The organism is Stenotrophomonas sp. RS-48 (genome assembly GCF_030053245.1).
In the GTDB taxonomy this organism is placed as follows: Bacteria; Pseudomonadota; Gammaproteobacteria; order Xanthomonadales; family Xanthomonadaceae; genus Stenotrophomonas; species Stenotrophomonas maltophilia_P.
Map to the genome: position 1 here is coordinate 77,270 of NZ_JASGBV010000009.1, position 24,174 is coordinate 101,443.

Consider the following 24,174-nt stretch of genomic DNA (forward strand, 5'->3'; position numbering starts at 1 on the left):
ATGGGCCAACCGTGGAACCATGAGCAAACCCGACCCCGCGATGAATGCCCTTGGCGTGCTGGCCCTGGAACTGGCCGGCGGCGAGATCCCCCGCCAGGCGGTACTCAGCGCAGACCAGGCCGGTGAACTGGCCGAGCGCGTCGGCCGAGACCTGTCCAAGCTGGTGCCGGCCGTGGCCGAGCTGGACCTGGTCCTGGCCGCCGCCCATTTCGACCCGGCTGAAGTGCTGCGACCGGGCTGGCCGATCCATCGCCGTCTGGAAGAACTGCAGATGCGCGCGCCGGGCCGCAACCAGGGCCCGCGGCTGCTGGCCTTCGGTACCGATGCCAATGGCGATGTGCCGCTGCCGTTCCAGGCCGATGCGACGCTGGTGGGTGGCGGCCTGCGTGTGCTGCCGTTCCTGCTGACCGGCAGTGATGTGGCGACCACCCGTGCGGTGGCCGATGCGTTGGAAGAGGTGCTGCTGGCCAATGGCATGGCCCATGCCGATACCGCGCTGATGGCGCAGAACAGTTTCGGTGCCCGCATCGAGCATGCGCGCTATTTCACCGTGAACGACCTGGCCGCGATGATGTCGATGCAGTACGACAACCAGGGCCTGGCCGCGCTGTGGCCGTTGATCGAGACAGCGATCATGGCGCCGGGCGAGGATGAGTGGCTTGAGGCCGCACCGGAGCCGTTGCTGCGCTACAGCCATGGCGAGGCGCGCATGGCGTTGTTCGATCCGGCCGGCTGGTGCGCCCACTACAGTCATGACAGTGGCGACTGCGATCGCCTGCAGGGCATCTATGAGCAGTTCCTGATGCGCCAGCGGCAGATGGCGGCAGTGCTGGAAGCACACGGTGTGCCGGTGCTGTTCGTGCATTGCGAGGCCGGACAGGACGCGCGCGAGTTGCTGGCGCGCTGAAAAGGAAACGGCGGCCGCGTGTTGTAGAGCCGAGCCCATGCTCGGCTCAGGCCGCCGGAAAAGCAGCCGAGCCGGGGCTCGGCTCTACAGAAAGGGATGCAAAGAAAAACGCCGGCCTGCGCCGGCGTTTTCCAATCCAGCGGGGCCGGCCTTACGGGGCCTTCTGGATCACTGCGCAGGCCAGGCGCGCACCGGCGTTGCCGGTCGGCTGGCTGGTGTAGTCATCCGGATCGGCGTGGACGATCAGGCCACGGCCGATGATGTCGAAATCATCGCCCTTGCCGATGTTCACGTTGCTCGACACCGGGCCATCGATGGTGGCCACGCCCTTGTCGTCGGCCTTGATGTTGGGCATGTCGCCACCGTGGTGCGGATCACTGGCCACGCTGCCATGGTCCTGCTTGCCCGGGTTGAAATGACCGCCGGCGCTGGTGCCGTCCGGCGCACTGCAGTCGCCCTTCTCGTGGATGTGGAAACCGTGTTCGCTGCCGGGCTTCAGGCCACTGATCTGGCCCGTGACGTGCACTCTGCCGTCAACCCGCTTGAAGGTGACGCTGCCCTTGGTCTCGTTGCCCTGGGTGGGTGCCAGCTCGGCCGTGGCCGAGGCATCGGCGGTGGACGCCGGTTCTGCAGCGGGCGCCGGTTCGGTGGTTGCGCTCTCGGCCGGCGCGGCCGGCGGCGTCTCGGTCTGCGGGGTGTCGGCCGGCTTGCCGCAGGCCGCCAGGCCCAGGGTGGCGATGGCCGCGAACAGCGAAGTATGGATCAGACGCATGGATGCTCTCCTTGGAAGATGGCCGGCGGCGATCAGCGCGTCACGCGGATCACGCCGCAGGCGATGCGAACGCCGGCATTGCCGGCAGGCTGGCTGCGATAGTCATCGGCATTGGCATGCACGACCAATGCGCGTCCTGCGATATCGGTGGCGGCGCCTCCGCCCAGAGTAACGCCCTTGAGGTGGATGTCGACGTTGGCGCGGCCCTGGGCATCGGCACGCAGGTTGTCGATGTCGCCCAGGTGATGCGTGCCGGCACCGGCGCGACCGTGCGCGACGCCGCCGGGATTGAAGTGATTGCCCGCACTGCTGGCATCCACAGCGCTGCAATCACCACGCTCGTGGATATGGAAGCCTGCCTGCTGCATCGGCTGCAGGCCACCGACAAGGCCGGTGATATGTACGCCTGCCGGTTCGACCTTCAGCACCAGCCGGCCACTGACGATGCTGGCCGACGCCGGGGCCAGATTCGCCTCGGCCTGCTGTGCGGTACTGGTCACGACCGGCGGCGGTGGCGTGGGCTGCGGCTTCGGCGTACTGCCACACGCGGACAGCAGCGCGGCGGCGGACAGCGGAAGAAGGGCAGGTAACAGGCGCATCGAAGACTCCTTGCAGGTGACACTACGGACGGCATCGTCCATGAGGGATCAACGGTTCGGCAAGCGGATGCGAGGATCGCGTGCAGGGACCGTTCAATGGGGGCCGCGGCGGCGGCCTGCGCCCAGCTTGCGGGTCAGCGTGTTGCGGCCCAGGCCCAGCCGCGCCGCTGCTTCCGCGCGGCGACCGTGGGTGATCTGCAGGGCAGCGTCCAGCAGGGCGTGATCGACGCGCTCGCGCACCTGCGCATGCAGCCCTTCCACGCCCTCCGCCAGTTGCCGCCGCGCCCACTCCGACAGCAGCGCCTCCCACTGCCCCGGGTCGGTGCCGCCGGTGCTGCTGCGCCGGGTGCGTGCCCGGTTGAGCGCGGTATCCACGTCGGCCACGCCGATGGTGTCGGCGGCGGCCAGTGCGGCCATCCGCCAGCACACGTTCTCCAGTTCGCGCACATTGCCCGGCCAGTCGTGCTCGCGCAGCGCCTGCAAGGCAGCGGCGGTCAAGCGCTTGGTCGGCGTATCCAGCCGGCGTGCGGCCGCCGCCAGGAAGGTGGTGGCCAGCTGCGCGATGTCCTCGCGGCGCTCACGCAGCGGCGGCAGCTGCAGGCGCACCACGTCCAGGCGATGCAGCAGGTCGGCGCGGAACAGCCCCTGCGCCACCCGTCCTTCCAGGTCCTGGTGGGTCGCTGCGATCACGCGCACATCGACACGGATCAGTTCGCGACCGCCGACACGGAAGAACTCGCCCTGCGCCAGCACGCGCAGCAGGCGCGTCTGCAGCGGCAGGGGCATGTCGCCGATTTCATCGAGGAACAGGGTGCCACCGTCGGCCTGCTCGAAGCGGCCGATGTGCCGGCGCTGTGCGCCGGTGAACGCACCGGCTTCATGGCCGAACAGTTCACTCTCCAGCAGCTCGGCGGGAATGGCGGCGGTGTTCAATGCCACGAACGGGCCCTGCGCACGCGGCGATTCGCGGTGCAGCGCGTTGGCCACCAGCTCCTTGCCGGTGCCGGTTTCACCGGTGATGAGCACTGCCAGCGGCGCCTGCGCGAGCCGGCCGATGGCGCGGAACAGCGCGCGCATCGGCGGCGTATCGCCAACCAGCTGCGGCGACGGGTCGGCGGAGGCCTCCGTGGCCGGTACCGGCGCGGCCAGTGCCGGCGCGACCGCCGGCAGCACGCGCTGGGCCAGCGCTACGGCATCATCCAGATCGAACGGCTTGGACAGGAATTCGTGCGCGCCGCCGCGGAAGGCGCCCGCCGTGCTGGCGACATCGGTGTAGGCCGACATCACCACCACCGGCAGCTGTGGCAAGGCAGCCTTGAGCTTGTCGAGCAGCACCAGGCCGTCATCGCCGGGCATGCGCACATCGGTGAACAGCAGTGCCGGCGGAGAGCCCTCGGCCAGCGCCTGCAGGGCGGCGGCGGCGCTGTCGAAATCATCGACCCGGTAGCCCGCCTCGCGCAGCGCGGTGCACAGCACGAAGCGCACGGCGCGGTCATCGTCGACCACCCAGATCCGCTGGGGTGAAGGGGACGCGTCAGACATCGCGCGGGGCCTCCTCGGCCGGAACGGTGCCGCTGCCGATCGGCAGCAGCAGGGTGAATACGGTATGGCCGGGCCGCGAGCGGTAGGTCAGCGTGCCGCGATGCTCGCGCGCGACCTGCTGGGCCAGCGCCAGGCCCAGGCCGGTGCCTTCGGCGCGACCACTGACCAGGGGCAGGAACAGGTGTTCGGCCAGCTCCTCGGGTACGCCACGACCGTCGTCGGCGATCTCCAGCCGCAGCGCCAGCGTATGCAGCCGCTCGGCAACCCGCGCACCATGCTCCACGCGCGTGCGCAGGGTGATGGTGCCCGCGCCGGCCTGGATCGCATTGCGCACCAGGTTCCACACTGCCTGGGTAAGGCGGTCGGCGTCGCCATCCAGCTCGGGAATGCTGGGGTCGTAGTCGCGTTGCAGGCGCACCGCCCAGCCCGCTTCGTTCTCGGCCAGGCGCAGCACGCGCTCCAGTGCTGCATGAATGTTCAAGGCGGCATGCGGTGCGGCCGGCGCCGGCGACAGCAGCTGGTCAAGCAACCCGTTGAGGCGTTCGATTTCCGAACCGATCAGTTCGATCAGTTCGCGCTCGCTGGCATCGCGCTGTGCGGCACGGCGCGCCAGCAGCTGCGCCGCGCCTTTCAGGCCAGCCAGCGGGTTGCGCAGTTCGTGGGCCAGGCCCTTCAGCGCCGCGCTGAGTGCGCTCGGCAAGGCCTGGGTGGGGTCAAGCCCGGGGAACTCATCGACCGGATGCGCCTCCAGCAGCCAGCCGCCATCATCACGGCGGCTCATCCAGCCTTCGGCGAAGCGGGGTGCCTCTCCCGGTACCGCAAGTGCCAGCCGGTGCAGGCGCAGGCTGTCACGCTCGTCGCGGGCCAGGAAGTGGGCCAGCGCCTCTCCCTGCACCTCCAGCGCCGCCAGGGGCTGGCCCAGCAGGCGACGGCCGCTGACGCCCAGCCAGCGGCCGAAGGCCGGATTGCAGCCGGTGATGCGGCCGTCGGCAGCGGCCCAGGCCAAGGGGGTACCCAGGGCATCGAGGGACGGTGGCGGCGCGGGGTCGGACATTGCACCAATGTAGTGCAAAAGCGTGGCAGATGCGTTCCTTCCGCAGCCCGAAGCGCCCCGCCGGGCTACAGCTTCATGCTGAGGCCGACGAAGACGGTGCGGCCGGGGGCAGGCGAGAACATCGGCCGGGCACTGTCCCAGAAGAAGCTGTCGTACCACGCGTAAGCGTACTCACGTCCGGTGACGTTCTTCAGCTGCAGGTCCACGCTCCAGCGCGGATTGATCCGGTACGCGGCAGTGAGGTCGAGCACGGCGAAGCCGCCGAATCTGCCGGCCACGTTGCGCTCTTCCAGGTAGTAGTCGCCCTGCGCGCGCGCCTGCAGGCCCAGCCGCAGTGCCTGGCTGGCCTGGTAGTCCACGCCCAGGTTGCTGATGTGGCGCGGGGTGGCGGCCACTTCGCGGCCCTGCAGGGACACGCCGGGGGCGCGGTTGTCGCGGGTGATCTTCGCTTCCTGGTACGCATGCGAGGCCCACACCGTCCAATCGTCGCCCACCTGCAGGCTCAACTGCGCGTCCACGCCACGGCGCCGGGTCTTGCCCAGGGTGACGGTGGTGCCGGTGGCCGGCATGTTGGACACCTCGTTCTCCGCATCCTGCTGCCATATCGCCAGGCGGGCCTGGGCGCCGTCAAAGGGTTGGAACTTCAGGCCCAGCTCCATGCCGGTGTTGGTGGAAGGGCGCATCGGCGTCTGCCCGGGCGTGAGATAGGCCGGCGCGGTGGCGCCGGTCAGCACTTGGAACGTGCGGCCCCAGTTCGCGTAGACGTGGGTGGTGTCGCCCAGGCTGTGGATGACGCTCAGCTTGGGCTGGCCGATGGTGCCGTAGTCCTGCAGCCGCCCGCGGGTGCCATCCATCAACCGCGTGCGACCATTGAAGCGGTCCACGCGATAGGCCGGCACGATCTTCCAGGCGGCGGCTGGCTGATAGATGGCCTGCAGATAAGCGCCCACGTTGTCGAAGCTGTGGCGGTCGTCGTTCTGCACGCGGGCCGGCGGGCGGGTGAAATCGGTGGGTTCGGCGTAGGCATACCGCTCGCGGATGTAACCGTTGTCCTGCTGCTCGTAGTTCAACCCGCCCTCCACCGTCAGCGTGGCTGCGGGCTGCCAGGTAAGCGTGGTGAGCAGGCCGGCCTGGCGCTCGTCCCACAGCCGCCGCTGGCGCGGCAGGTTGCCGGTGGGCAGGTCGCTGAAGGTCACGCGCCGATCGTCCTGGTAACGGTTGTAGTACAGCCGGGTGCCGAGAACGAGCGCGTCGGACAGCTTCAGGTCCAGATGCGCAGCGAACTGGCGCATGTCGCGGTCGTCGCCGTCATGGGCGTTGCGCAGGTCGCTGCCACGGCGGTGCGTGCGCAGTTCCTCGGCCGTCATGAAGCCGGGCTCGTCCGCCTCGTGGTGATAGGCGCGCGCGGTCAGGCCCACGCGCAGGCCATCGTCCAGTGAACCGTAGAACCACTTGCCGCCCAGCGAATATTTCCTGGAGGTGTCGTGCTCGCGATAACCGTCGCTGGCCTGGGTGCCGATGAAGTAGTTCTGCGCGAAGCCGTTGGATTCGCGGCCCACCGCCAGCTGCGCATCGCGCGTGTTGTAGCTGCCATAGGCCAGCCGCGCATCGGTGTAACTGCCGCCCTGGCGGGTGCCGAAGTTCACGTTGCCGCCGATGTTGTGCAGCCCATAACGCGGATCGTTGGTCCCGCGCACCACCTCGATGTAGCTGATTTCCAGCGGGAACAGCATGTCGATGAAGCGCTGGTTGCCGCTGTTGACGTTGCTCGGGATGCCATCGATCAGGGTCTTGATGGCATTGAGGTAACCCTCGCCATTGAAGGCGCGGAAGCTGACCTTGCCCGACTCGGCACCCTGGCGTGTTTCGGTCAGCTGGATGCCGGGCATCTGCCCCAGCAGTTCCCAGCTGTGGGACACGGTGCGGTCTTCAATCTGGTCTGCGCCCAGAACGTCAACGGAGGTGAGTACCTGGTGCGCGCTGAGGGCGCCTTCCCGGTGCTGGTGGACATCGACCTTGCCCAGGGTGAGCGCCGCGTCGGCTGACTGCGCCAATGCGTCAGGGGCAAGGGGAGCCGCCGCCAGGGCAGCCAGCAGCGTGGGGGTCTTCATGGGGAAGGAGATCGAGTGCCAAAAATGAAACTTTATAACATTTCAGTTCTGGCAGCCATCGGGGACGCCGGTTTGCCGGGCGTCAGGCAGACGGATAACCGGTCGCTTCCCTGGCCTTCTTCCACGCGATTTCAAATTCGCGCGCGCTGATCTCATCGTCGGAATCGAAATCCAGGAACGAGACGGGCTGGTCGGCCAGCATGAAACGGTCATCGCTCTGGCCGTTTTCATCGGCCCATACCAGCTTGGAGCCGTAGATCTCCACCTGGCGGACGATCCTGTCGCCCCGTGCTTCCATCAGCACGTTGCCCTTGCCGAGGCCCGATTCGGCCCAGTGCTTGTAGTACTTCTTTGCGTTCTTCATTGCCGGAGTCCTGGCTGTGGAGGCAGCCGGAGAGTTCAGAGGACGGCATTATCGCCCAGCGGGCACCGCAGGGGCCCGGCGATGACCTGCCATGCGCCCGTCGATCACGGCAGAAGGCCCCGGCTCACCGCCGGGGCCCTGCACTCACTTCTGCTGCAGGAAGGCCAGCAGGTCCTGGTTGACCTTGTCCTTGTGGGTTTCGGTCAGGCCATGCGGCGCACCCGGGTAGACGATCAGGCGGGCGCCCTTGATCAGCTTGGCCGACATGCGGCCGGCAACATCGATCGGCACGATCTGATCGTCATCACCGTGGATCACCAGCGTCGGCACGTCGAACTTCTTCAGGTCCTGGCGGAAATCGGTTGCCGAGAATGCGGCGATCGAATCGTAGGTGTTCTTGTGCCCGCCCAGCATGCCCTGCGCCCACCAGGCGTCGATCATGGCCTGCGAAACCTTCGCGCCGGGGCGGTTGAAGCCATAGAACGGGCCGGAGGGAATGTCGCGGTACAGCTGCGAGCGGTTTTCCAGCTGCGCCTTGCGCAGGCCATCGAACACTTCGATCGGTACGCCGCCGGGGTTGTCGGCGGTCTTGAGCATGAGCGGCGGCACCGAGCTGATCAGCACGGCCTTCTTCACCCGGCCGGTACCATGGCGGCCGATGTAGCGCGCCACTTCGCCCCCCCCGGTGGAGAAGCCCACCAGCGTCACGTCATGCAGATCCAGCGTGTTGATCACCGTGGCCAGGTCATCGGCATAGTGGTCCATGTCGTTGCCTTCCCACGGCTGGCTGGAGCGTCCATGACCGCGGCGGTCATGCGCGATCACGCGGTAGCCATGGTCGGCCAGGAAGATCATCTGCGATTCCCAGCTGTCCGAGTCCAGCGGCCAGCCGTGGCTGAAGGTGACCACCGGGCCATCCTTCGGACCCCAGTCCTTGTAGTAGAGCTGCACGCCATCGGCGGTGGTGAGGGTGCTGGCGGTACGGGCGACGGCGGTGACGGCGGTGGAGGGCGCCGCTTGCGCAGCCTGGGCGGACAGGCCGGCCTGCAGGGACAGAGCCAGGGCAGTGGCGGCCAGGGTGCGGGTGACGGTGTTCATGGTGGAATCTCCTGCGAAGTGAGTGGGTTTCGACAGGTCCACTTTGCGCCCCTTTCCAGGACTATTTGCTACGTAAAATCCTTAAAATTTGACCATTCGTCCGCCAATCCCCATGGCCCGCGACCGCTACCTCGCGCGGGCATCGCCGCAGCCCGGTCAGCGGTCAGCGGTCAGCGGTCAGCGGTCAGCGGGCCGGCAATGCCACACCCTTCGGCCACAGCATCCACAGGCTGCCCTGCTGCTTCATGTCGCCGGCCAGCTTCCCAGCGGCATCACCGGTGCCCCAGTACAGATCGGCGCGGACTTCGCCGGCAATGGCGCCACCCGTATCCTGCGCGGCCACCGGGCGTACCAGCGGCGTACCGTCCGGACGGGTGGTCGACAGCCACAGCAGGCTGCCCAGCGGTACCACGGTGCGATCCACGGCAACGCTGTAGCCGGCAGTCAGCGGTACGTTCAACGAACCGCGCGGGCCTTCCGGGCTGTCCGCGCTGCGCACGAAGAACACGTAGCTGGGATTGCTGCGCAGCAGCTCCGGAACACGCGCGGGATTGGCCTTCGCCCACGTGCGGATGGCGTCCATGGTGACGTCTTCCTTGCGCAGCTCGCCCTGCTCCACCAGCCAGCGGCCGATCGCGCGATAGGGATGGCCGTTCTGCTCGGCGTAGGCCAGCCGCACCTGCGTGCCATCGGCCAGGCGAACCCGGCCCGAGCCCTGGATCTGCAGCAGCTGCAGATCCATCGGATCGGTCAGCCAGGCCAGTACCGGCGCCTTGGCACCCTTGCCGGCGATGGTGCCTGCGTCGTCATAGGGCTTGAGTACCTTGCCGTCCAGGCGGCCGCGCAGGCGCTTGCCCTTCAGTTCGGGGTAGACGCTGTCCAGCTGCACCACGATCAGATCGTCGGGGGTGCCATAGACCGGCACTGTTGCCGTGTCCGTGCGGCTGAGGCTGCCGGGGTAGATCGGCTCGTAGTAGCCGGTGATCAGGCCTTCGGCCTGCTGGCCACCCGCACGCAGCGCATAGACGTCCAGATCACGCTGCAGGAACTGGCGGATGTCGGCCGGGTCCTTGTCTGAAACCGCAGCGGCTGTGGCGCAGGGTCTGGCCCAGACCGCATCGTTCTTCAGGCGGGTGCAGCTGCTGCGCCAGGCGACGAAGCCGGCCTGCAGGTCGCTGTCCGAGACCGGTGGCAGCGCACTCCATTCAACCCTGGCGTAGGTGGCCGCAGCGGGCGTGGCAGCGGCAGGCGTGCCTGGGCGGGTGCCGGTGGTGGAACACGCGGCGAGCAGGGCTGCACCGAGCAGGAGGAGCAGCGCGTGCGGCAACGACTTAACAGTGATCATGGTCGCAATGTAGTGGGGCGGGTGCTGGCCCGGCAACCTCATGCAGGTGTAGCGCGGGCCCATGGCCGGCGGAAAGCGGATCCCGCGCTGTGCGCTCGCCGGGCATGGCCCGGCGCTACCGGCATTCCGACCCGGCGCTGCCGGTCACGGCGTCTGCAGCAGCAGCGAGTACAGGATGCGCGCGTCTTCCGCATCCAGCGTCTTCGGCAGATCATCGCTGCCACGGAATCGACGGTGGAACGCGGCCACCGCCGCGTCCCGATCCTCCAGCGGGTAACCGAAGCGGGCCAGCGCATTCCAGGCATCGAAGCCTTCCGGTGCGGGGCCATCGCTGGCACGCGGCCACACGCCGAAGCCGGCCTCTGCCAGCTGCTGCCACGGGAAGAAACGGCTGGGATCCTGCTTGCGCGTCGGCGCCAGGTCGGCGTGGCCGATGACCTGCCGCGGCGGAATGTCCAAGCGCGCGGTGAGGTCGCGCAGCAGCACGATCAACGATTCGATCTGCGCCGCGCTGAAGGGTGTGCGGCCGTTGTTGTCCAGCTCGATGCCGATGGACGCCGAGTTGAGGTCGGTGATGGTGCCCCATCGGCCCGTGCCGGCATGCCAGGCACGACGTTGATCGCTCACCAGCTGGTAGCGATGGCCGTCGGCGCCGATCAGGTAATGCGCGCTGCCCCGGCCGCCACTGTTGGCGGTGCGCAGCGTGCGCAGGCTCTGCTGCACCGAATCCTGTTCGGTGTGGTGGATGACGATGATGACCGGACCCCGCGCGTTGTGGTTCGGCGAGGGCACCCAGGTCGCGAGCGGATTGCGCGGCTCCGGCGGAGCGGACGCACAGGCGGCCAGCAGCAGGCAGGCCGAGAGCAGCAGGGACGTGCGGATCGGGTGCATGCCCCTGATTGTGCGCGATCGGGATGGATCGTGCATGGAGGGGCACGCGGCGCGTGGCCGGTGCCCTGACGGACGCAGCCGGGCATGCCCCGGCTGCACAGCGTGCGGGCGGCCCTTCCGGACCGCCCGCCCCTGCATCAGGCCTCGTACGCGGATTCGCCGTGCGAGGTGACGTCCAGGCCGGTACGTTCGGCCTCTTCGGTCACGCGCAGGCCGACCACCACCTTCACCAGCAGCAGGATGACCGCGGTCACCACGGCGGACCAGACCACCGTCAGGCCGACGCTGACCACCTGCACCCACACCTGGTGGCCGATATCCAGATCGGCCTTGGTGCCGCCCAGCGACTGCGCACTGAACACACCGGTGAGGATCGCGCCGACGATGCCGCCGACGCCGTGCACGCCGAACACGTCGGCCGTGTCATCCACCTTCAGCAGGCGCTTGAGACCGGTGACGCCCCACACGCAGACGGTGCCGGCGACGAAACCAATGACGATGGCACCCAGCGGCCCGACCGTGCCGCACGCGGGCGTGATGCCGACCAGGCCGGCCACCGCGCCGGAGGCCGCACCCAGCGCCGACGGCTTGCCCTTGCCGATGGCTTCCACCAGCGTCCAGCCCAGCACTGCGGCGGCGGTGGCCAGCACGGTGTTGAGGAAGGCCAGCGATGCCACGGTATCGGCCGCGGCGGCGGAGCCGGCGTTGAAGCCGAACCAGCCCACCCACAGCAGCATCGCGCCGATGTAGGTGAACGGTACGTTGTGCGGCTTCAGCGCGGTCTGGCCGTAGCCAAGGCGCTTGCCGACGAACCACGCGGCGACCAGGCCGGCAACGCCGGCGTTGATGTGCACCACGGTACCGCCAGCGAAGTCGATCGCGCCCAGCTCACCCAGGTAGCCACCGCCCCAGACGATATGCGCCATCGGGATGTAGCTGAAGGTGAACCACAATGCCGAGAACAGCAGCACCGCACGGAACTTGATGCGCTCGGCGAAGGCACCGACGATCAGCGCGGTGGTGATGCCGGCGAAAGTCGACTGGAAGGCGACGAACAGATAATCCGGCAGGCCCGCGATCGGCGTGTTGCCCACCGAGTCGGGCGTGAAGCCCTTCAGGAACGCGAACTCGGTGAATGAACCGAAGAACGGATTGCCGGCGCTGAACACCGCGCTGTAGCCGTAGGACACCCACAGCAGCAGCACCAGCGAGAACACCACCAGGATCTGGCTCAGCACGGACAGCACGTTCTTCGAACGCACCAGGCCGCCGTAGAACAGGGCCAGGCCCGGCACCACCATCAACAGCACCAGCAGGGTGGAGGTCAGCATCCAGGCGACGTCACCGTGATCGAAGGCCGGGGCCGCAGCCTCGGCAGCCGCGGGAGCGGCGGCGGCCGGTGCCTGCAGCGGCTCGACCGCTACCGGTTCACTGCTCAACGGTGTCACCTGGGCCTGGGCGTGGGCGTTGCCCGGCCAGACGCCCGCGGCCAGCGCGCTGAGCAGCATCAGCAGGCACACGAGATGGAACCGGGCTTGCCACCCGGTAAGAAGGCGCATCTTCATTGGGGGAGTCTCCGGAAGGGGGTTACAGCGCGTCTGCACCGATTTCGCCGGTGCGGATGCGGATGACCTGTTCGACGGCGGTGACGAAGATCTTGCCGTCACCGATCTTGCCGGTACCTGCCGACGATTGGATCGCCTCGATCACCGCATCGGCGCGCTCGTCGGTGACCACGGTTTCGATCTTGATCTTGGGCAGGAAATCGACGACGTACTCTGCGCCGCGGTACAGCTCGGTATGGCCCTTCTGGCGGCCGAAGCCTTTCACTTCGGTCACGGTGATGCCCGACACGCCAGCATCGGAGAGGGCCTCGCGGACCTCGTCGAGCTTGAACGGTCGGATGATGGCGGAGATCAGTTTCATGCGCATGTCCCGATGGTGGATGGGGCCAGCGCGCCAACGCGCGATGGCATCAGGCAACCACGGGCCATCACATCGATGGCCGTGGCTGTTGCACCGGACACGAACGGGGCCGGGACGGTCGTGCCTCTCTCCTTGCACGACCGACGCGGGAGGGAGGGCGGCCCATGTCGCGTATCCGGTCTCTCTTGCCCCTGGATCAACGGACCCACGGTCCGCTCTACCACGGTGGGCCGGAGCCCACCCTGCGGCTCCCCAGCCGCAAAGATCGGAGGCGATGGCGGCGGGTGGGAGGGGGAAGCCCGCCGCCATCGCCGCCCGGTCAACTGGCGTAGTACAGCTGGTATTCCAGCGGGTGGGTCGCCGCGCGGAACTTGGTCACTTCCTGCATCTTCAGCGCGATGTAGCCGTCGATGAAGTCATCGCTCATCACGCCGCCGGCCTTCAGGAACTCACGGTCCTTGTCCAGCGCTTCCAGCGCCTGGTCCAGCGAGGAGCAGACCTGCGGAATCAGCTTCTCTTCTTCCGGCGGCAGGTCGTACAGGTCCTTGTCGCTCGGTGCGCCCGGGTCGATCTGGTTCTTGATGCCGTCCAGGCCGGCCATCATCAGCGCGGTGAAGGTCAGGTAGCCGGACTGGATCGGGTCGGGGAAGCGCATTTCGATGCGGCGTGCCTTCGGGTTGGAGACCCACGGAATGCGGCACGACGCCGAACGGTTGCGCGCCGAATAGGCCAGCATCACCGGTGCTTCGAAGCCCGGCACCAGGCGCTTGTAGCTGTTGGTGCCCGAGTTGGCGAAGGCATTGATGGCGCGGGCATGCTTGAAGATGCCGCCGATGTACCACAGCGCCAGCTGGCTCAGGCCGCCGTAACCGTCGCCGGAGAACAGGTTGGCGCCGCCCTTGGACAGCGACTGGTGCACGTGCATGCCGCTGCCGTTGTCGCCGACGATCGGCTTGGGCATGAAGGTGACGGTCTTGCCGTTGCGGTGCGCGACGTTCTTGATGACGTACTTCATGCGCAGCAGCTCATCGGCCTTCTGCACCAGGGTGCTGAACTTGGTGCCGATCTCGCACTGGCCGGCGGTGGCCACCTCGTGGTGCTGCACTTCCACTTCGATGCCGACCTGTTCCAGCGTCTTGCACATTTCCGCACGCAGGTCGTGCAGGGTGTCGGTCGGCGGCACCGGGAAGTAGCCGCCCTTCACGCCCGGGCGGTAGCCGCTGTTGGCGCCGTCGTACTTCGCGCCGCTGTTCCAGGCGGCTTCTTCCGAGTCGACCTTGAAGAAGGTGTTGCCCATTTCATTGGCGAAACGGACCGAGTCGAAGATGAAGAATTCCGGCTCCGGGCCGAAGAACGCCGATTCGGCGATGCCCGAGGACTTCAGGTAGGCCTCGGCGCGCTTGGCGATGCCGCGCGGGCAGCGGCCGTAGGCCTGCATGGTGGCCGGATCGAGGATGTCGCAGCTGATCACCAGAGTGGGATCGGCGTAGAACGGATCGACATAGGCGCTGGACGGATCCGGCAGCAGGACCATGTCCGATTCGTTGATGCCCTTCCAGCCGGCGATCGAGCTGCCATCGAACATCTTGCCTTCTTCGAACAGCGACGCTTCGACGATGCTGACCGGGAAGGTGACATGCTGTTCGACACCGCGCATGTCGACAAAGCGCAGATCGACGAACTCGATCTGGTTGTCCTTGATCAGCTTCTCAACGTTTTCCACGGACATCGGTACGACCTCGGATGGGAATGAATGCCTGCTGAGGTACAGCAATGACCGTGCCAACTTTTTGCGCCCTGCAAGTCCTTGATTTCACACAGCGTGCACTGCGTCAGTGCGGCACAGCCTGCACCAAAGGGGTGCGCAGGCACGCGGATGCACCCCTTTGGTGCGGCATGGATGGTCTATCCTCTCGACCTTCTTCCGCCGCACGCGCCCGCACTGTCCATGTCCGACCTGCTCTCCGCCCTGCTGCTGGGCATCCTCGAAGGCTTGACCGAATTCCTGCCGATCTCCAGTACCGGCCACCTGCTGATCGCCCAGCATTGGCTGGGCGCACGTTCGGATTTCTTCAACATCATCATCCAGGCCGGCGCGATCCTGGCCGTGGTGCTGGTGTTCCGCCAGCGCCTGTGGAGTCTGGCCACCGGCCTGGGGCAGCGCGAGAACCGCGACTACGTGTTCAAGCTGGGCGCGGCATTCCTGGTCACCGCCGTGGTCGGGCTGCCGGTGCGCCTGCTCGGCTGGGAACTTCCGGAAACGGTCAGCCCGATCGCCTGGGCGCTGATCATCGGCGGCATCTGGATGCTGCTGGTGGAGCTGTATACCGCGCGCCTGCCCGACCGCGACCAGGTCACCTGGACGGTGGCGATCGGTGTCGGTCTGGCACAGGTGGTGGCCGGCGTGTTCCCCGGCACCTCGCGCTCGGCGTCGGCCATCTTCCTGGCCATGCTGCTGGGCCTGAGCCGTCGCGCAGCCGCCGCCGAGTTCGTGTTCCTGGTCGGCATTCCCACCATGTTCGCCGCCAGCGCCTATGCGTTCCTCGAGCTGGCCAAGAAGGGACAACTGGCCAGCGAGAACTGGGCCGATGTCGGCGTGGCGTTCGTTGCCGCCGTCATCACCGGCTTCATCGTAGTGAAGTGGCTGCTGGGCTACATCAAATCGCACCGCTTCACCGCGTTCGCCCTGTACCGCATCGCGCTGGGTGCCGCACTGCTGCTGTGGTTGCCGTCCGGCACCTGAACAGCGGCGGGGAACGGCAACCCCGTTGCCGGCCCCGCCCCGTTTCCCCCTCGGTTCCCCAAGGAGAATCACCATGAACCGCAAGCTCACCCTGCTCCTCCCGCTGGCCCTGCTGGCCGCCTGCAGCCAGACCCCGGCCCCGGCCGGAACCGGCGGCGACGACGTGGCCCCGGCGGCGACCAAGGCGGCAGACCAGCAGACGCTGGCGCATCTGGACGCGCAGCGCCTGCAGAGCCAGCACTGGCGGCTGCAGAAGGCCACGGCCGCCGACGGCAAGCGCATCGACGCGCTGTTCGCCCGTGAAGACAAGCCGGTCACCCTGGACTTCGTCGATGGCCGCCTGTCGGTCAGCAATACCTGCAACCGCATGAGTGGCGGTTACACCCTGGCCGACGGAAAGCTGAGTGTCAGCGCGATGGCCTCGACGATGATGGCCTGCGCGGACAAGTCGCTGATGGCGCTGGACGAGGCCGTATCCAGCCGCCTGCAGGGCGAACTGAAGGCGGAGCAGGATGCCGCCGGCATGCTGACCCTGACCGGCGCACAGGGCGACACGCTGGTCTTCGCTCCGGAACCCACCGCTGAAACCCGCTATGGCGGCGCCGGCGAAACCGTGTTCCTGGAAGTGGCCGCCCGGACCGAGAAGTGCTCGCACCCGCTGATCCCGGACTACCAGTGCCTGCAGGTCCGCGAGGTGAAGTATGACGACAAGGGCCTCAAGCAGGGCGAGCCGGGCAAGTTCGAGAACTTCTACGGCAACATCGAGGGCTACACCCACGAAGACGGCGTGCGCAACGTCGTGCGGGTGAAGCGCTACGAGGTGAAGAACCCGCCGGCCGATGCGCCGTCGCAGGCGTATGTGCTGGACATGGTGGTCGAGTCGGCCGTCGAGAAGAAGTAAGCATGCAGAAGGGCGGCCGCAGGGCCGCCCTTCTTCGTTGCCGCTGGGCGTATTGCCCGGCGCTGCAGAAACACGCTGCGCGGTCAGGCCAGCGCCGGATTCAACGTGTAGGTGCCGTGCAGCGCCGCCTCGGCCAGCACATGGCCATGCATCGCGCGATGGACATCCGCGGCGGTGAAGCGCTCCGGCAACGCCAGCACGGCCACGTCCAGCGCGAACACACGGAAGAAGTAGCGGTGCAGCCGCTCGTCGTTGAACGGCGGGTACGGGCCGTCGTAGCCCAGGTAATCACCGGCCATGTCCGGATTGCCGGCGAACCAGCCGGTGAAGTCGTTCAGGCCCTGCCGGCTGCCGGCCGGACCGGCCGGTGCGGCCTTGCCCTTGACCACGAAGCCATCGCTGCAGCTGCCCGCGGCGATCTCGTGCACGCTGGCAGGGATGTCGGCCATCACCCAGTGCACGAAGTCGCAGCGCGGCTGGTCGCGTGGCACCGTCATATCGCTGCGGCCGACGGTGTCCGGCACGGTCGGCACATCCGGGTCCACGCAGATCAGCACGAACGAGCGGGTGCCCTCGGGCACATCGCTCCAGGCCAGGTGGGGATTGCGGTCCGGCGCGAAACCGGCGGTGTCGCCGGCGGCGAATTCGCGGTCGATCGGTGCGCCGTTGGTCAGGCTGTGGCTGCTCAGTTTCATCGGACGGTCCTCACTCTTCCGGGTAGCCCAGGCGCACCGCGATCGGTGTCAGCTGGGCGAAAGCGGCGCTCATCACGTCGCGGTAGTGGCGCCAGTGGCCCGGCGGGAAGCGCGGCACGCCAAGCTGGGCTGCCACGGGCATGGGGCGCTCGAACAGGCGTCCCAGCAGCTCGGCCATCGCCTGCGCATCATTGCCGATGTGATCGATCCGCAGCAGCACATGCGGGTACAGATCTTCCTCGTTCAGGGTCGCGACCTGGGCCAGCGCACGCGCCAGCCATTCGCCGGCCTCGGCCAGCGAGGTCATCGCCAGCGGCGCGGCAGCGCCATAGGCCACCCAGTCCAGCAGCATGTCGCGCGGATCACGCAGCACGATCAGCAGGCGGCCCTGCGGCAGCTGGGGGCGCAGCGCCCACAGCAGCGCGTTGTCCCACCACAGCAGCCAGTCGATGATCGTGTCGCCCTGCACGCCGCGCGCCGGCAGCTGCTCGCGCCAGCGCTGCACCAGCCGCTCCGGCGTCAGCACGCCGGACGCCAGGTCCTGCAGCGTGTGGTAGTTCTGGAACGCGTCATCCGGCGGGTTGCTGGTGTAGCGATCACTGCGCAGCACCGGGCTGGCAGCGGCCAGGCCGGTCGCCACGCGCTCCACACCCGAACCCGGTGCGCCCCACAGGAAAATCGGCGCCGACGTGTTGGATTCGTCGACACTGCCCTTGTCCGGCCAGCTCGGCGGTGCCTTCGCCTGCGGCGGCAGCGGCAGGCGCTGCGGCGCCTGGTCGGCCTGCAGCGCCAGCCAGGTTGCCAGGGCGGCATCCGGTTGCCCGGCGCGATCCTGGATCTCGCCCAGCCAGGTGCGCAGGTCAGCGCGATGGCCCTCCGCGGCCTGTTCGATCAGCGCCTGCACGCGGGCGACGGCAGCAGCGGGGTCGCGCTGCAGCAGGCCCTCGACAAGGCGGGACTCGGCGCTGACACGGCCCGGCTCGAGGCTGACGATGCGTTCTGCGATGCCTTCAGCCTGTGCGTGCTCACCCGCCATGTCGTGCAGCCGCAGACGCGCCTCCAGGGCGGGCACATGGCCAGGCATCGCTTCGATCCAGCGCTCGACCACGGCAACCGCCGCATCGCTGCCCACCTCTTCCACCGACAGGCGTGCCAGCCACAGGTCATGCAGCTGCGGGTTGTTTTCCAGCGCCGCATCCAGGCGTGCGCGTGCTTCTTCCTCGCGGCCCAGCCGCTGCCACGACATCAGCAGCAGCTGCAGCATCTGCCGGTCTGCGGGCTGCGATTCCAGCAGCGGCAGCAGATGCTCCAGCGCCTGCAACGGCTGCCCGCTGCGCAGCGCCAGCTCACCGGCCAGGCGCCGCAGCGATGCGTGGTCCATGCCTGGCTGCTGCAGCGCCACCTGCATGGCCTCGGCGGCGGCCTCGAGATTGCCCTGCCGCAACGCCAGCTGCACGACCAGCCCGTGCAGGGACGACAGCGACGGGTTGAGCTCCAGCACGCGGCGGAAGGCCTGCTCGGCGAATGCCAGCATGTCCTTGCCCAGATAGGCAAAGCCCAGTGCATACAGCACGCGCGGATCATTCGGCTGGGCCTGGTTGGCCTGCGACAGCAGGGCCAGCGCGCGATCAGGATCGTCACGGCGCAGGGCGATCATGCCGTCGATGTGCAGCAGATCGGGATGATCCGGTTCGACGCGCGCGGCCAGGGTCGACAGGCGCTGGGCTTCGTCGAAGTCATTGCGGCCGATCGCCAGGTGCGCCTGCATCAGGTAGGCGGAAAATGCGTTCGGATTGAGATCGGTGGTACGCAGCAGCGCCTCGTCGGCGCCCTGGTATTCGCGCAGCGCCAACAGCAGGCCGGCATGCTGCAGATGCAGCTGGGCATCGTCGGGGGCCAGCCGCAGCGCCTGCTGCAGGGCGTCCATCGCGTCGCCGGGCTTGCCCTGCCGCTGCAGCGCAAGCGCCAGCCAGCGGTGGGCCGCGGCCAGGCCGGGTTCGTCACGGGTCCACGCCTGGGCCAGCTGCACGGCCTGGCCGGCCTCGTTCTGGCGCAACGCTTGGATGATCTGGTCTTGCATGGCGGTCCGGTTCAAGGGCAAACCCGCATTGTAGCGGCCTGCGCGCCGGTCCCGGTTCAGGCCTGCAGAACCCGCCGCAGGCGCTGCGCCACCCAGCGCTCGGAGAAGCCGTCACCGCGCCAGTTTTCCAGGAAACCGCAGTGACCGCCCCAGCACGCCGTTTCCAGATGCGCCTGGCGTGGCAGCTGCCAGTCGCGGAATGTCGAATACGGGATCACCGGATCATCCTGTGCCATCAGGATGTCGGCCGGCACCTGCAGCCCGGACAGGCGATCACCGGCAATCGAGTAGCCGTCGAAGTACGCCTGCAGCGAACCGAAGGTGGTATGGCGCTCGACCAGCCATGCGGTCAGCGCGCGGATGTCCAGCTTCAGCACGCGATCGTCGCAATCACTCAACTCGGGGAACAGGTCGCGCTTGCGGCGCAGCGAGACGGTCCACTTGCGGCGGAAATACCAGTCGTACATCGCCGGGCCGTTCTCGATGCTCTCCATGGTCAACGCCGGGTCCAGCACCGGGCACACCGAGGCCACCCGCAGCAGCGGCACGCCGGCTGCCGGCGCACGCAGGGCCAGGCGCAGCACGAAGTTGCCACCCAGCGAGTAGCCAGCGGCGACCAGCGGCAGGTGCGGCCAGCGCTGGGCGACATCGCCCGCGGCATGCACCACTTCGTCGATCAGGTTGGAATGGAAGATGCCGGGGTTGAGGTGATGGGTGTTGCCATGGTCACGGAAGTTCAGCCGCACCACGTCGAAGCCCTGCTCGAGCATGCGCGCGGCGGCCATGCGCATGTAGCTGGACTCGGCGCTGCCTTCCCAGCCATGCAGCAGCAGTGCGATGCCACGCGGCTCGCGCCCCTCGACGTGGCTGTGCCAGCCCTGCAGGCGCACGCCCTCGCCACCATCGAGGATCATTTCCTCGCTGACCGCGCCGGTGGCGGCCAGCAGCAGCAGGCCGCGCTGCAGGCGCATGCGGCTGGAACTGAGCATCGACTGCAGGTGGGGATTGCGCAGCCAGCGCGGCGGCTGGTAATCGGCCGCGGTCAGCATCGACGCGGATGCGTCGACAGGCGGTGGCGGGACCAGGGCCACCACGGCCTCACTCCCCGCTCATGGCCGCCACGATGCGCGCGCGCGAGGTCTCCGCGATGCGCCGACGGCCTTCCAGGTCCTGGGCACCGATCGGCGCCAGGAAGTGCACTTCCGCACGTCGCGCCGGCTCACCGAGCAGGCGCAGGAAATTGGCGAAGAAACTCTCGCCCGGGCCGAAGGCCACGATCGTCTGCGCGTCGCCCTTCGTTCCGTACACCAGCGCCACCGGCTGCACCGGCACACCGGTCTCGACTGCCGCCTGGAAGATCCGGGCGTGGAACGGGCCCACTTCGTGGCCCCCGCGGGTGCGCCCCTCCGGGAACACGCCCACGGCCTTGCCTTCACGCAGGCGATCGGCCATCACCTGCATCACCCCACCGAGCGACTCGGTGTTGCCACGCTGGTGGAAGATGGTCTGGCCGCGCGCGGCCAGCCAGCCGACCACCGGCCAGCCGGCGATCTCGCGCTTGGCGACGAAGCCCATCATGCGCTGGCTGTGCAGGATGCTGATGTCGACCCAGCTGACGTGGTTGGCGACGAACAGCACCGCGCCGGGCAGCGGCTGGCCGAAGCGCACCAGGCGGAAACCGAAGATCCACATCAGGCCGCCCTGCCACGCGTTCACCACTTTGGCACCGAGACGGTCCTGGCCCACGCGCAGGTTCGCCCACGGCGCGAGCATGCCCAGCAGGGTGAGCGGCAGGAACACGAGGATGTGGACCAACAGCAGCGGTACGCGGTACAGGTAACGGCACACACGCGCCACGCCGCCGCGGGGGGCCGGAGTGGGGGAAGTCATCCGCGCACGATACCGGAGGGCTGCCATCGCTGCCAGCTGGTTCAGGCCATAAATCCGCTAGATCGGGGCAATCGGCGGGGAACGCTGGGTTCCGCCGCTGTCGCGGGCCTGGCCGGGGGCTCAGCCGTGGCCGGCAGCCACCACGGCCAGGGTCAGCCGCGAGATGCACACCAGCCGGCCCTGCTCGTCCTCGATGCGGATCTCCCACAGCTGCGTGCTGCGACCCACGTGCAGCGCGCGTGCGGTACCGGTGACGGTGCCCGAACGCACCGCGCGCACGTGGTTGGCGTTGATCTCCAGGCCCACGCAGACCTGCTTTCCGGCCTCCACGCACAGATTGCCCGCGCTGCTGCCCAGGGTCTCGGCCAGTACCACCGATGCGCCGCCATGCAGGATGCCGTAGGGCTGGCGGGTGCGCTCGTCCACCGGCATGGTGGCCTGCAGCCAGTCTTCACCGGCAGCGCTGAAGACGATGCCCAGCGACGCGATGGCCGTGTTGCGGCTGAGCGCGTTGAGCTGCTCTAGGGATACGGCTTCGCGGAACACCTGGGTCATGCGGGCACCTTCAGAGGATGGGGACGAGGCCGGCGCCGAATGCGGTCAGCATGCGCACCAGCAGCCACTTTGGTCCGACGTTGACTTCAGGGAAGTCACCCACGGCGACGTAGCACTGGTGGAAGTCCGGGCTCTGCCGGGGCAGCGGCTGCGGGCAGTCCGGACCCGGCTTGAACTCGTAGTCGGTGGCGTAGCGCCACGGCCAGAAATCGAGGATCGGCAGCGCCTCGGAGGCCTTGCCGACGCTGTAGTTGAGCCCGGACAGCACCGGCGGCTTGGCGCGTGGCGCAACCGTCCAGGAGTTCTGCGGGTGGATGTCGCGCAGGATGCTCTGCGCCAGCTGCTCGGCGAACACCGGATCGTCGATGATCACCGCACCTTCGGTGTTGTAGTTCTCGCTGCGTGGATCGAAGTTGTGGGTGCCGACCACGCCGATACGGCGGTCGACCACCAGCGACTTCGCGTGCAACCCCATGCGCGCACCCTTGCGGGTCACGGGCAGCGGCTTGTTGACCGCCTTGCTGCCCAGGAACGAGGGCCGCGTCTCGGTGCGCAGCAGACGCGTTTCCACTTCACTGCCGGCGGCGCGGCGGCGCGCCCGCGCATTCTCGTAGGCGCTGCCGGTGCGGGGGCGGAAAACCGCCGGCGCTTCGTCGGCGCCACTCGTGGTGGCGGTGGCGTCGGTGGCGGTGGACGTGCCGCCGCTGCGGGCATTGCTGCCGGCAGCGCTGCCGCCGATCAACGGATTGCGTCCGCCACTGTCCTGGCCCGGCGGCGCCTCGATCGGGTCCGGCAGCAGGTTGCGGTAGTCGACCGGCGCATCGAGCGGGAACGGCTTGTATTCGAAGATGTTGAAGCCCAGCTCACGCATGTTGCGCCGCTTGTACTTGTACGACAGCGCGTAGACGATCGGGTTGTCGGTGGCCGCCAGACTGTTGGTGGACACCAGCACGCGCGGCGGCTGCGGACGCTTGCGCAGATCGCGGAACAATGTCTGCGCGGGTTTGGACAGCACCAGGTACGGCGTCTGCAGGATCACTTCGTGCTGCGCGCTGGCGATCAGTGCGTCGAGCTGTGGCTCGGTGACGTGCTGGCTGGCCAGCGGCGCATCGACCTTTTCGCGCCGATGCTTTCGCGGCAGGTCGGCGACGTAGCGCACCGACGCCACCGGCAACGCGGTGTCGACGAAGGAGCGGGTGACGAAGTCCATGTCGTTGGCCTCCGCGCTGACCCGCTGCACCCGCTCGGGACGGCGGAAGGTGGCGGGCGGCAGGTTCGGCACGCCCTCGCGCAGCAGCGTGCGTCCGACGTCGTTCAGGCGTTCGGCCGGCACGCTGCGGCGGGCGCGCCAGAACGCATCGAAGTTGGCCGCCATCTCGCGCACTTCCGGGCCGGCGATCAATACGTCGCGATCGCGGAAGTTGTACTCGCGGTCCCAGTCGTAATAGTCGTCCTGGTAGTTGCGGCCGCCAACCACGCCGATTGCGTCATCAATCACCAGCAGCTTGTTGTGCATGCGCTGGTTGAAGCGGCGGAAACAGCACAGCACGCTGCCGGCATAGTCGAAGTAGTTCAGCCGCGCCTTGCCGAAGGTGGGGTTGTACACCCGCAGCCGGAAGTTCTCGTGGGCGCCGGACAGGGCGCCGAGAATCTGCAGGTCGGAGATGGCCGAGAGCTGGTCGATCAGCAGCCGCACCTTCACTCCCCGCTTCGAGGCGGCGAGCAGTTCATCGATCACCAGCCGGGCACTGTCGTCCTTGTCGAAGATATAGGTCTGCAGATCGATGCTGCGGGTGGCACTGCGCAACAGGTTCAGGCGCGCGACCAGTGCGCCCTCCCCCTCGTCCAGCAGGGTGGCGTAATGACGGGGACGGGTTTCGGTGGACTCGCTGAATGCGCGGCCGGCGAGCGCGCGCAGCGGCGACTCCTGCGCGCAGCGGTCGGCACGCTGGCACTCGACCTCGGTGGAGCGCGCCTGCACGGCAATCGCTTCGGCACGGTCGCGCTCGGCGTGCGACAGCGACGCACAGCCACTGCCAAGCAACACCGCTGCCAGCGCCAGCACCCGCAGCAGCAGATTCACGGTTTCGGCGCCTCGCTCAGGCGCGCTCGCAATACGAAGGTCACTCGGTCACTCAAGGCAAGCTGCCAGCTGTCCATGCCATACCGGCCTCGTTGCACGGTACCGCGGCTGACGACGTCGCAATCATAGCCGGGTCGGGCGCACTGCGCCTTCTCGACCCGCAGCGATTCAGGATGGCTGACCCCGCGCAGGGTCAGACGGCCTTCGATGTCGCCGCCTTCGGCCACCGTGTCGGGCCAGTAGGGCAGCGAATCGAACTCCACCATGGGGTGCCGCCCGGCGTCGAAGAACTCCTCGCCCCGCATCCAGCCGGTGTAGCGGGCCTTGCCGGGAATCTCCACCGACCGGGTGAACATCTTCAGGTGCACCTGGTGGCGGCCGTCGGAGAGCACCTCGATGCGCCCCTCGAACTGCGGGAACACCCCCTCGATGCGCTGCCCGAAGCGGGTGCGTACTTCAAAGCCGATGCGCGAATGCTGGGTGTCGAGCAGCAGCACGCGGGGGCCATCGGCGCGCACCGGAGGCAACGTGGTTGGATGGGGCACGCCCGCCCAGGCCGGGGCGAGTGCCAGCAGCAGGGGCAACAGGCAGCGGCCGGGCCACCGCAGGCTCATCGGC

At 68.1% G+C, this 24,174-nt stretch carries 22 protein-coding genes; 3 read left to right on the top strand and 19 right to left on the bottom strand.

What is annotated here, in order from left to right; all coding sequences use genetic code 11:
* Positions 1–19 precede the first annotated feature (19 nt).
* Complete coding sequence (locus QMZ25_RS02215; protein ID WP_128989265.1) at positions 20–907, top strand: hypothetical protein; 888 nt, start codon at positions 20–22, stop codon at positions 905–907.
* Between the two features lie 151 nt (positions 908–1,058).
* Here the strand turns inward: QMZ25_RS02215 and QMZ25_RS02220 are convergent, their stop codons facing one another.
* The 12 genes from QMZ25_RS02220 to glnA all read right to left on the bottom strand — a co-directional run bounded on the left by QMZ25_RS02220 (position 1,059) and on the right by glnA (position 14,338).
* Positions 1,059–1,679, bottom strand: coding sequence for a superoxide dismutase family protein (locus tag QMZ25_RS02220; protein ID WP_283219056.1), 621 nt, complete (start codon positions 1,677–1,679; stop codon positions 1,059–1,061).
* A gap of 32 nt (positions 1,680–1,711) precedes the next feature.
* Positions 1,712–2,278: a superoxide dismutase family protein gene (locus QMZ25_RS02225; RefSeq protein ID WP_053518061.1), complete on the bottom strand. Its 567-nt coding sequence runs from the start codon at positions 2,276–2,278 to the stop codon at positions 1,712–1,714.
* 93 nt (positions 2,279–2,371) lie between these two features.
* Positions 2,372–3,820 carry a nitrogen regulation protein NR(I) gene (gene ntrC, locus QMZ25_RS02230; protein WP_065174140.1) on the bottom strand — a complete coding sequence of 483 codons (1,449 nt, stop codon included), beginning with the start codon at positions 3,818–3,820 and terminating at the stop codon, positions 2,372–2,374.
* A complete protein-coding gene (locus tag QMZ25_RS02235; protein ID WP_053518064.1) occupies positions 3,813–4,874 on the bottom strand; it encodes an ATP-binding protein in 1,062 nt (353 codons plus the stop codon). Before QMZ25_RS02235 ends, ntrC begins: the two co-directional genes overlap by 8 nt.
* Positions 4,875–4,939: 65 nt before the next feature.
* The gene (locus QMZ25_RS02240) at positions 4,940–6,985 is read right to left on the bottom strand and encodes a TonB-dependent receptor (RefSeq protein ID WP_065182071.1); all 2,046 of its coding nucleotides are present in this window, start codon (positions 6,983–6,985) and stop codon (positions 4,940–4,942) included.
* 82 nt (positions 6,986–7,067) lie between these two features.
* Complete coding sequence (locus QMZ25_RS02245; RefSeq protein ID WP_053520269.1) at positions 7,068–7,349, bottom strand: hypothetical protein; 282 nt, start codon at positions 7,347–7,349, stop codon at positions 7,068–7,070.
* A 144-nt stretch (positions 7,350–7,493) separates the two neighbouring features.
* Positions 7,494–8,447, bottom strand: a complete 954-nt coding sequence (locus QMZ25_RS02250) for an alpha/beta hydrolase (RefSeq protein ID WP_065182072.1) — start codon at positions 8,445–8,447, stop codon at positions 7,494–7,496.
* Positions 8,448–8,631: 184 nt separating this feature from the next.
* The gene (locus QMZ25_RS02255; protein WP_283219057.1) at positions 8,632–9,792 is read right to left on the bottom strand and encodes an MltA domain-containing protein; all 1,161 of its coding nucleotides are present in this window, start codon (positions 9,790–9,792) and stop codon (positions 8,632–8,634) included.
* Positions 9,793–9,936: 144 nt separating this feature from the next.
* Entirely contained in the window at positions 9,937–10,683 is a 747-nt protein-coding gene (locus tag QMZ25_RS02260) for an N-acetylmuramoyl-L-alanine amidase (protein ID WP_283219058.1), read from the bottom strand.
* Positions 10,684–10,820: 137 nt separating this feature from the next.
* Positions 10,821–12,248 (bottom strand): ammonium transporter, encoded by a 1,428-nt coding sequence (amt, locus tag QMZ25_RS02265; protein WP_053520267.1) that lies wholly within the window; start codon positions 12,246–12,248, stop codon positions 10,821–10,823.
* 22 nt (positions 12,249–12,270) lie between these two features.
* Positions 12,271–12,609, bottom strand: a complete 339-nt coding sequence (locus tag QMZ25_RS02270) for a P-II family nitrogen regulator (RefSeq protein ID WP_004134334.1) — start codon at positions 12,607–12,609, stop codon at positions 12,271–12,273.
* A 319-nt stretch (positions 12,610–12,928) separates the two neighbouring features.
* Positions 12,929–14,338: a type I glutamate--ammonia ligase gene (glnA, locus tag QMZ25_RS02275; RefSeq protein ID WP_053520266.1), complete on the bottom strand. Its 1,410-nt coding sequence runs from the start codon at positions 14,336–14,338 to the stop codon at positions 12,929–12,931.
* Positions 14,339–14,557: 219 nt separating this feature from the next.
* On the opposite strand from glnA, the gene QMZ25_RS02280 reads away from it, so the two are divergent.
* Both QMZ25_RS02280 and QMZ25_RS02285 read left to right on the top strand, forming a co-directional pair.
* A complete protein-coding gene (locus tag QMZ25_RS02280; protein ID WP_053520271.1) occupies positions 14,558–15,352 on the top strand; it encodes an undecaprenyl-diphosphate phosphatase in 795 nt (264 codons plus the stop codon).
* Between the two features lie 73 nt (positions 15,353–15,425).
* Complete coding sequence (locus tag QMZ25_RS02285) at positions 15,426–16,253, top strand: META and DUF4377 domain-containing protein (protein WP_128990212.1); 828 nt, start codon at positions 15,426–15,428, stop codon at positions 16,251–16,253.
* Between the two features lie 83 nt (positions 16,254–16,336).
* On the opposite strand, the gene QMZ25_RS02290 is transcribed toward QMZ25_RS02285, so the two are convergent.
* The 7 genes from QMZ25_RS02290 to QMZ25_RS02320 form a co-directional block, all read right to left on the bottom strand.
* Positions 16,337–16,948 carry a YbhB/YbcL family Raf kinase inhibitor-like protein gene (locus tag QMZ25_RS02290; protein WP_180876358.1) on the bottom strand — a complete coding sequence of 204 codons (612 nt, stop codon included), beginning with the start codon at positions 16,946–16,948 and terminating at the stop codon, positions 16,337–16,339.
* A 10-nt stretch (positions 16,949–16,958) separates the two neighbouring features.
* The gene (locus tag QMZ25_RS02295) at positions 16,959–19,028 is read right to left on the bottom strand and encodes a tetratricopeptide repeat protein (RefSeq protein ID WP_283219059.1); all 2,070 of its coding nucleotides are present in this window, start codon (positions 19,026–19,028) and stop codon (positions 16,959–16,961) included.
* Positions 19,029–19,084: 56 nt separating this feature from the next.
* Positions 19,085–20,119 (bottom strand): alpha/beta fold hydrolase, encoded by a 1,035-nt coding sequence (locus QMZ25_RS02300; protein WP_080375346.1) that lies wholly within the window; start codon positions 20,117–20,119, stop codon positions 19,085–19,087.
* 7 nt (positions 20,120–20,126) lie between these two features.
* Positions 20,127–20,918 carry a lysophospholipid acyltransferase family protein gene (locus QMZ25_RS02305; RefSeq protein ID WP_053519975.1) on the bottom strand — a complete coding sequence of 264 codons (792 nt, stop codon included), beginning with the start codon at positions 20,916–20,918 and terminating at the stop codon, positions 20,127–20,129.
* Between the two features lie 120 nt (positions 20,919–21,038).
* A complete protein-coding gene (locus tag QMZ25_RS02310; protein WP_065182077.1) occupies positions 21,039–21,473 on the bottom strand; it encodes a hotdog fold thioesterase in 435 nt (144 codons plus the stop codon).
* Between the two features lie 10 nt (positions 21,474–21,483).
* Complete coding sequence (locus QMZ25_RS02315) at positions 21,484–23,556, bottom strand: phospholipase D family protein (protein ID WP_283219060.1); 2,073 nt, start codon at positions 23,554–23,556, stop codon at positions 21,484–21,486.
* Positions 23,553–24,170 carry a YceI family protein gene (locus tag QMZ25_RS02320; protein WP_283219061.1) on the bottom strand — a complete coding sequence of 206 codons (618 nt, stop codon included), beginning with the start codon at positions 24,168–24,170 and terminating at the stop codon, positions 23,553–23,555. The genes QMZ25_RS02315 and QMZ25_RS02320 overlap by 4 nt, the downstream gene beginning before the upstream one ends.
* Positions 24,171–24,174 lie beyond the last annotated feature (4 nt).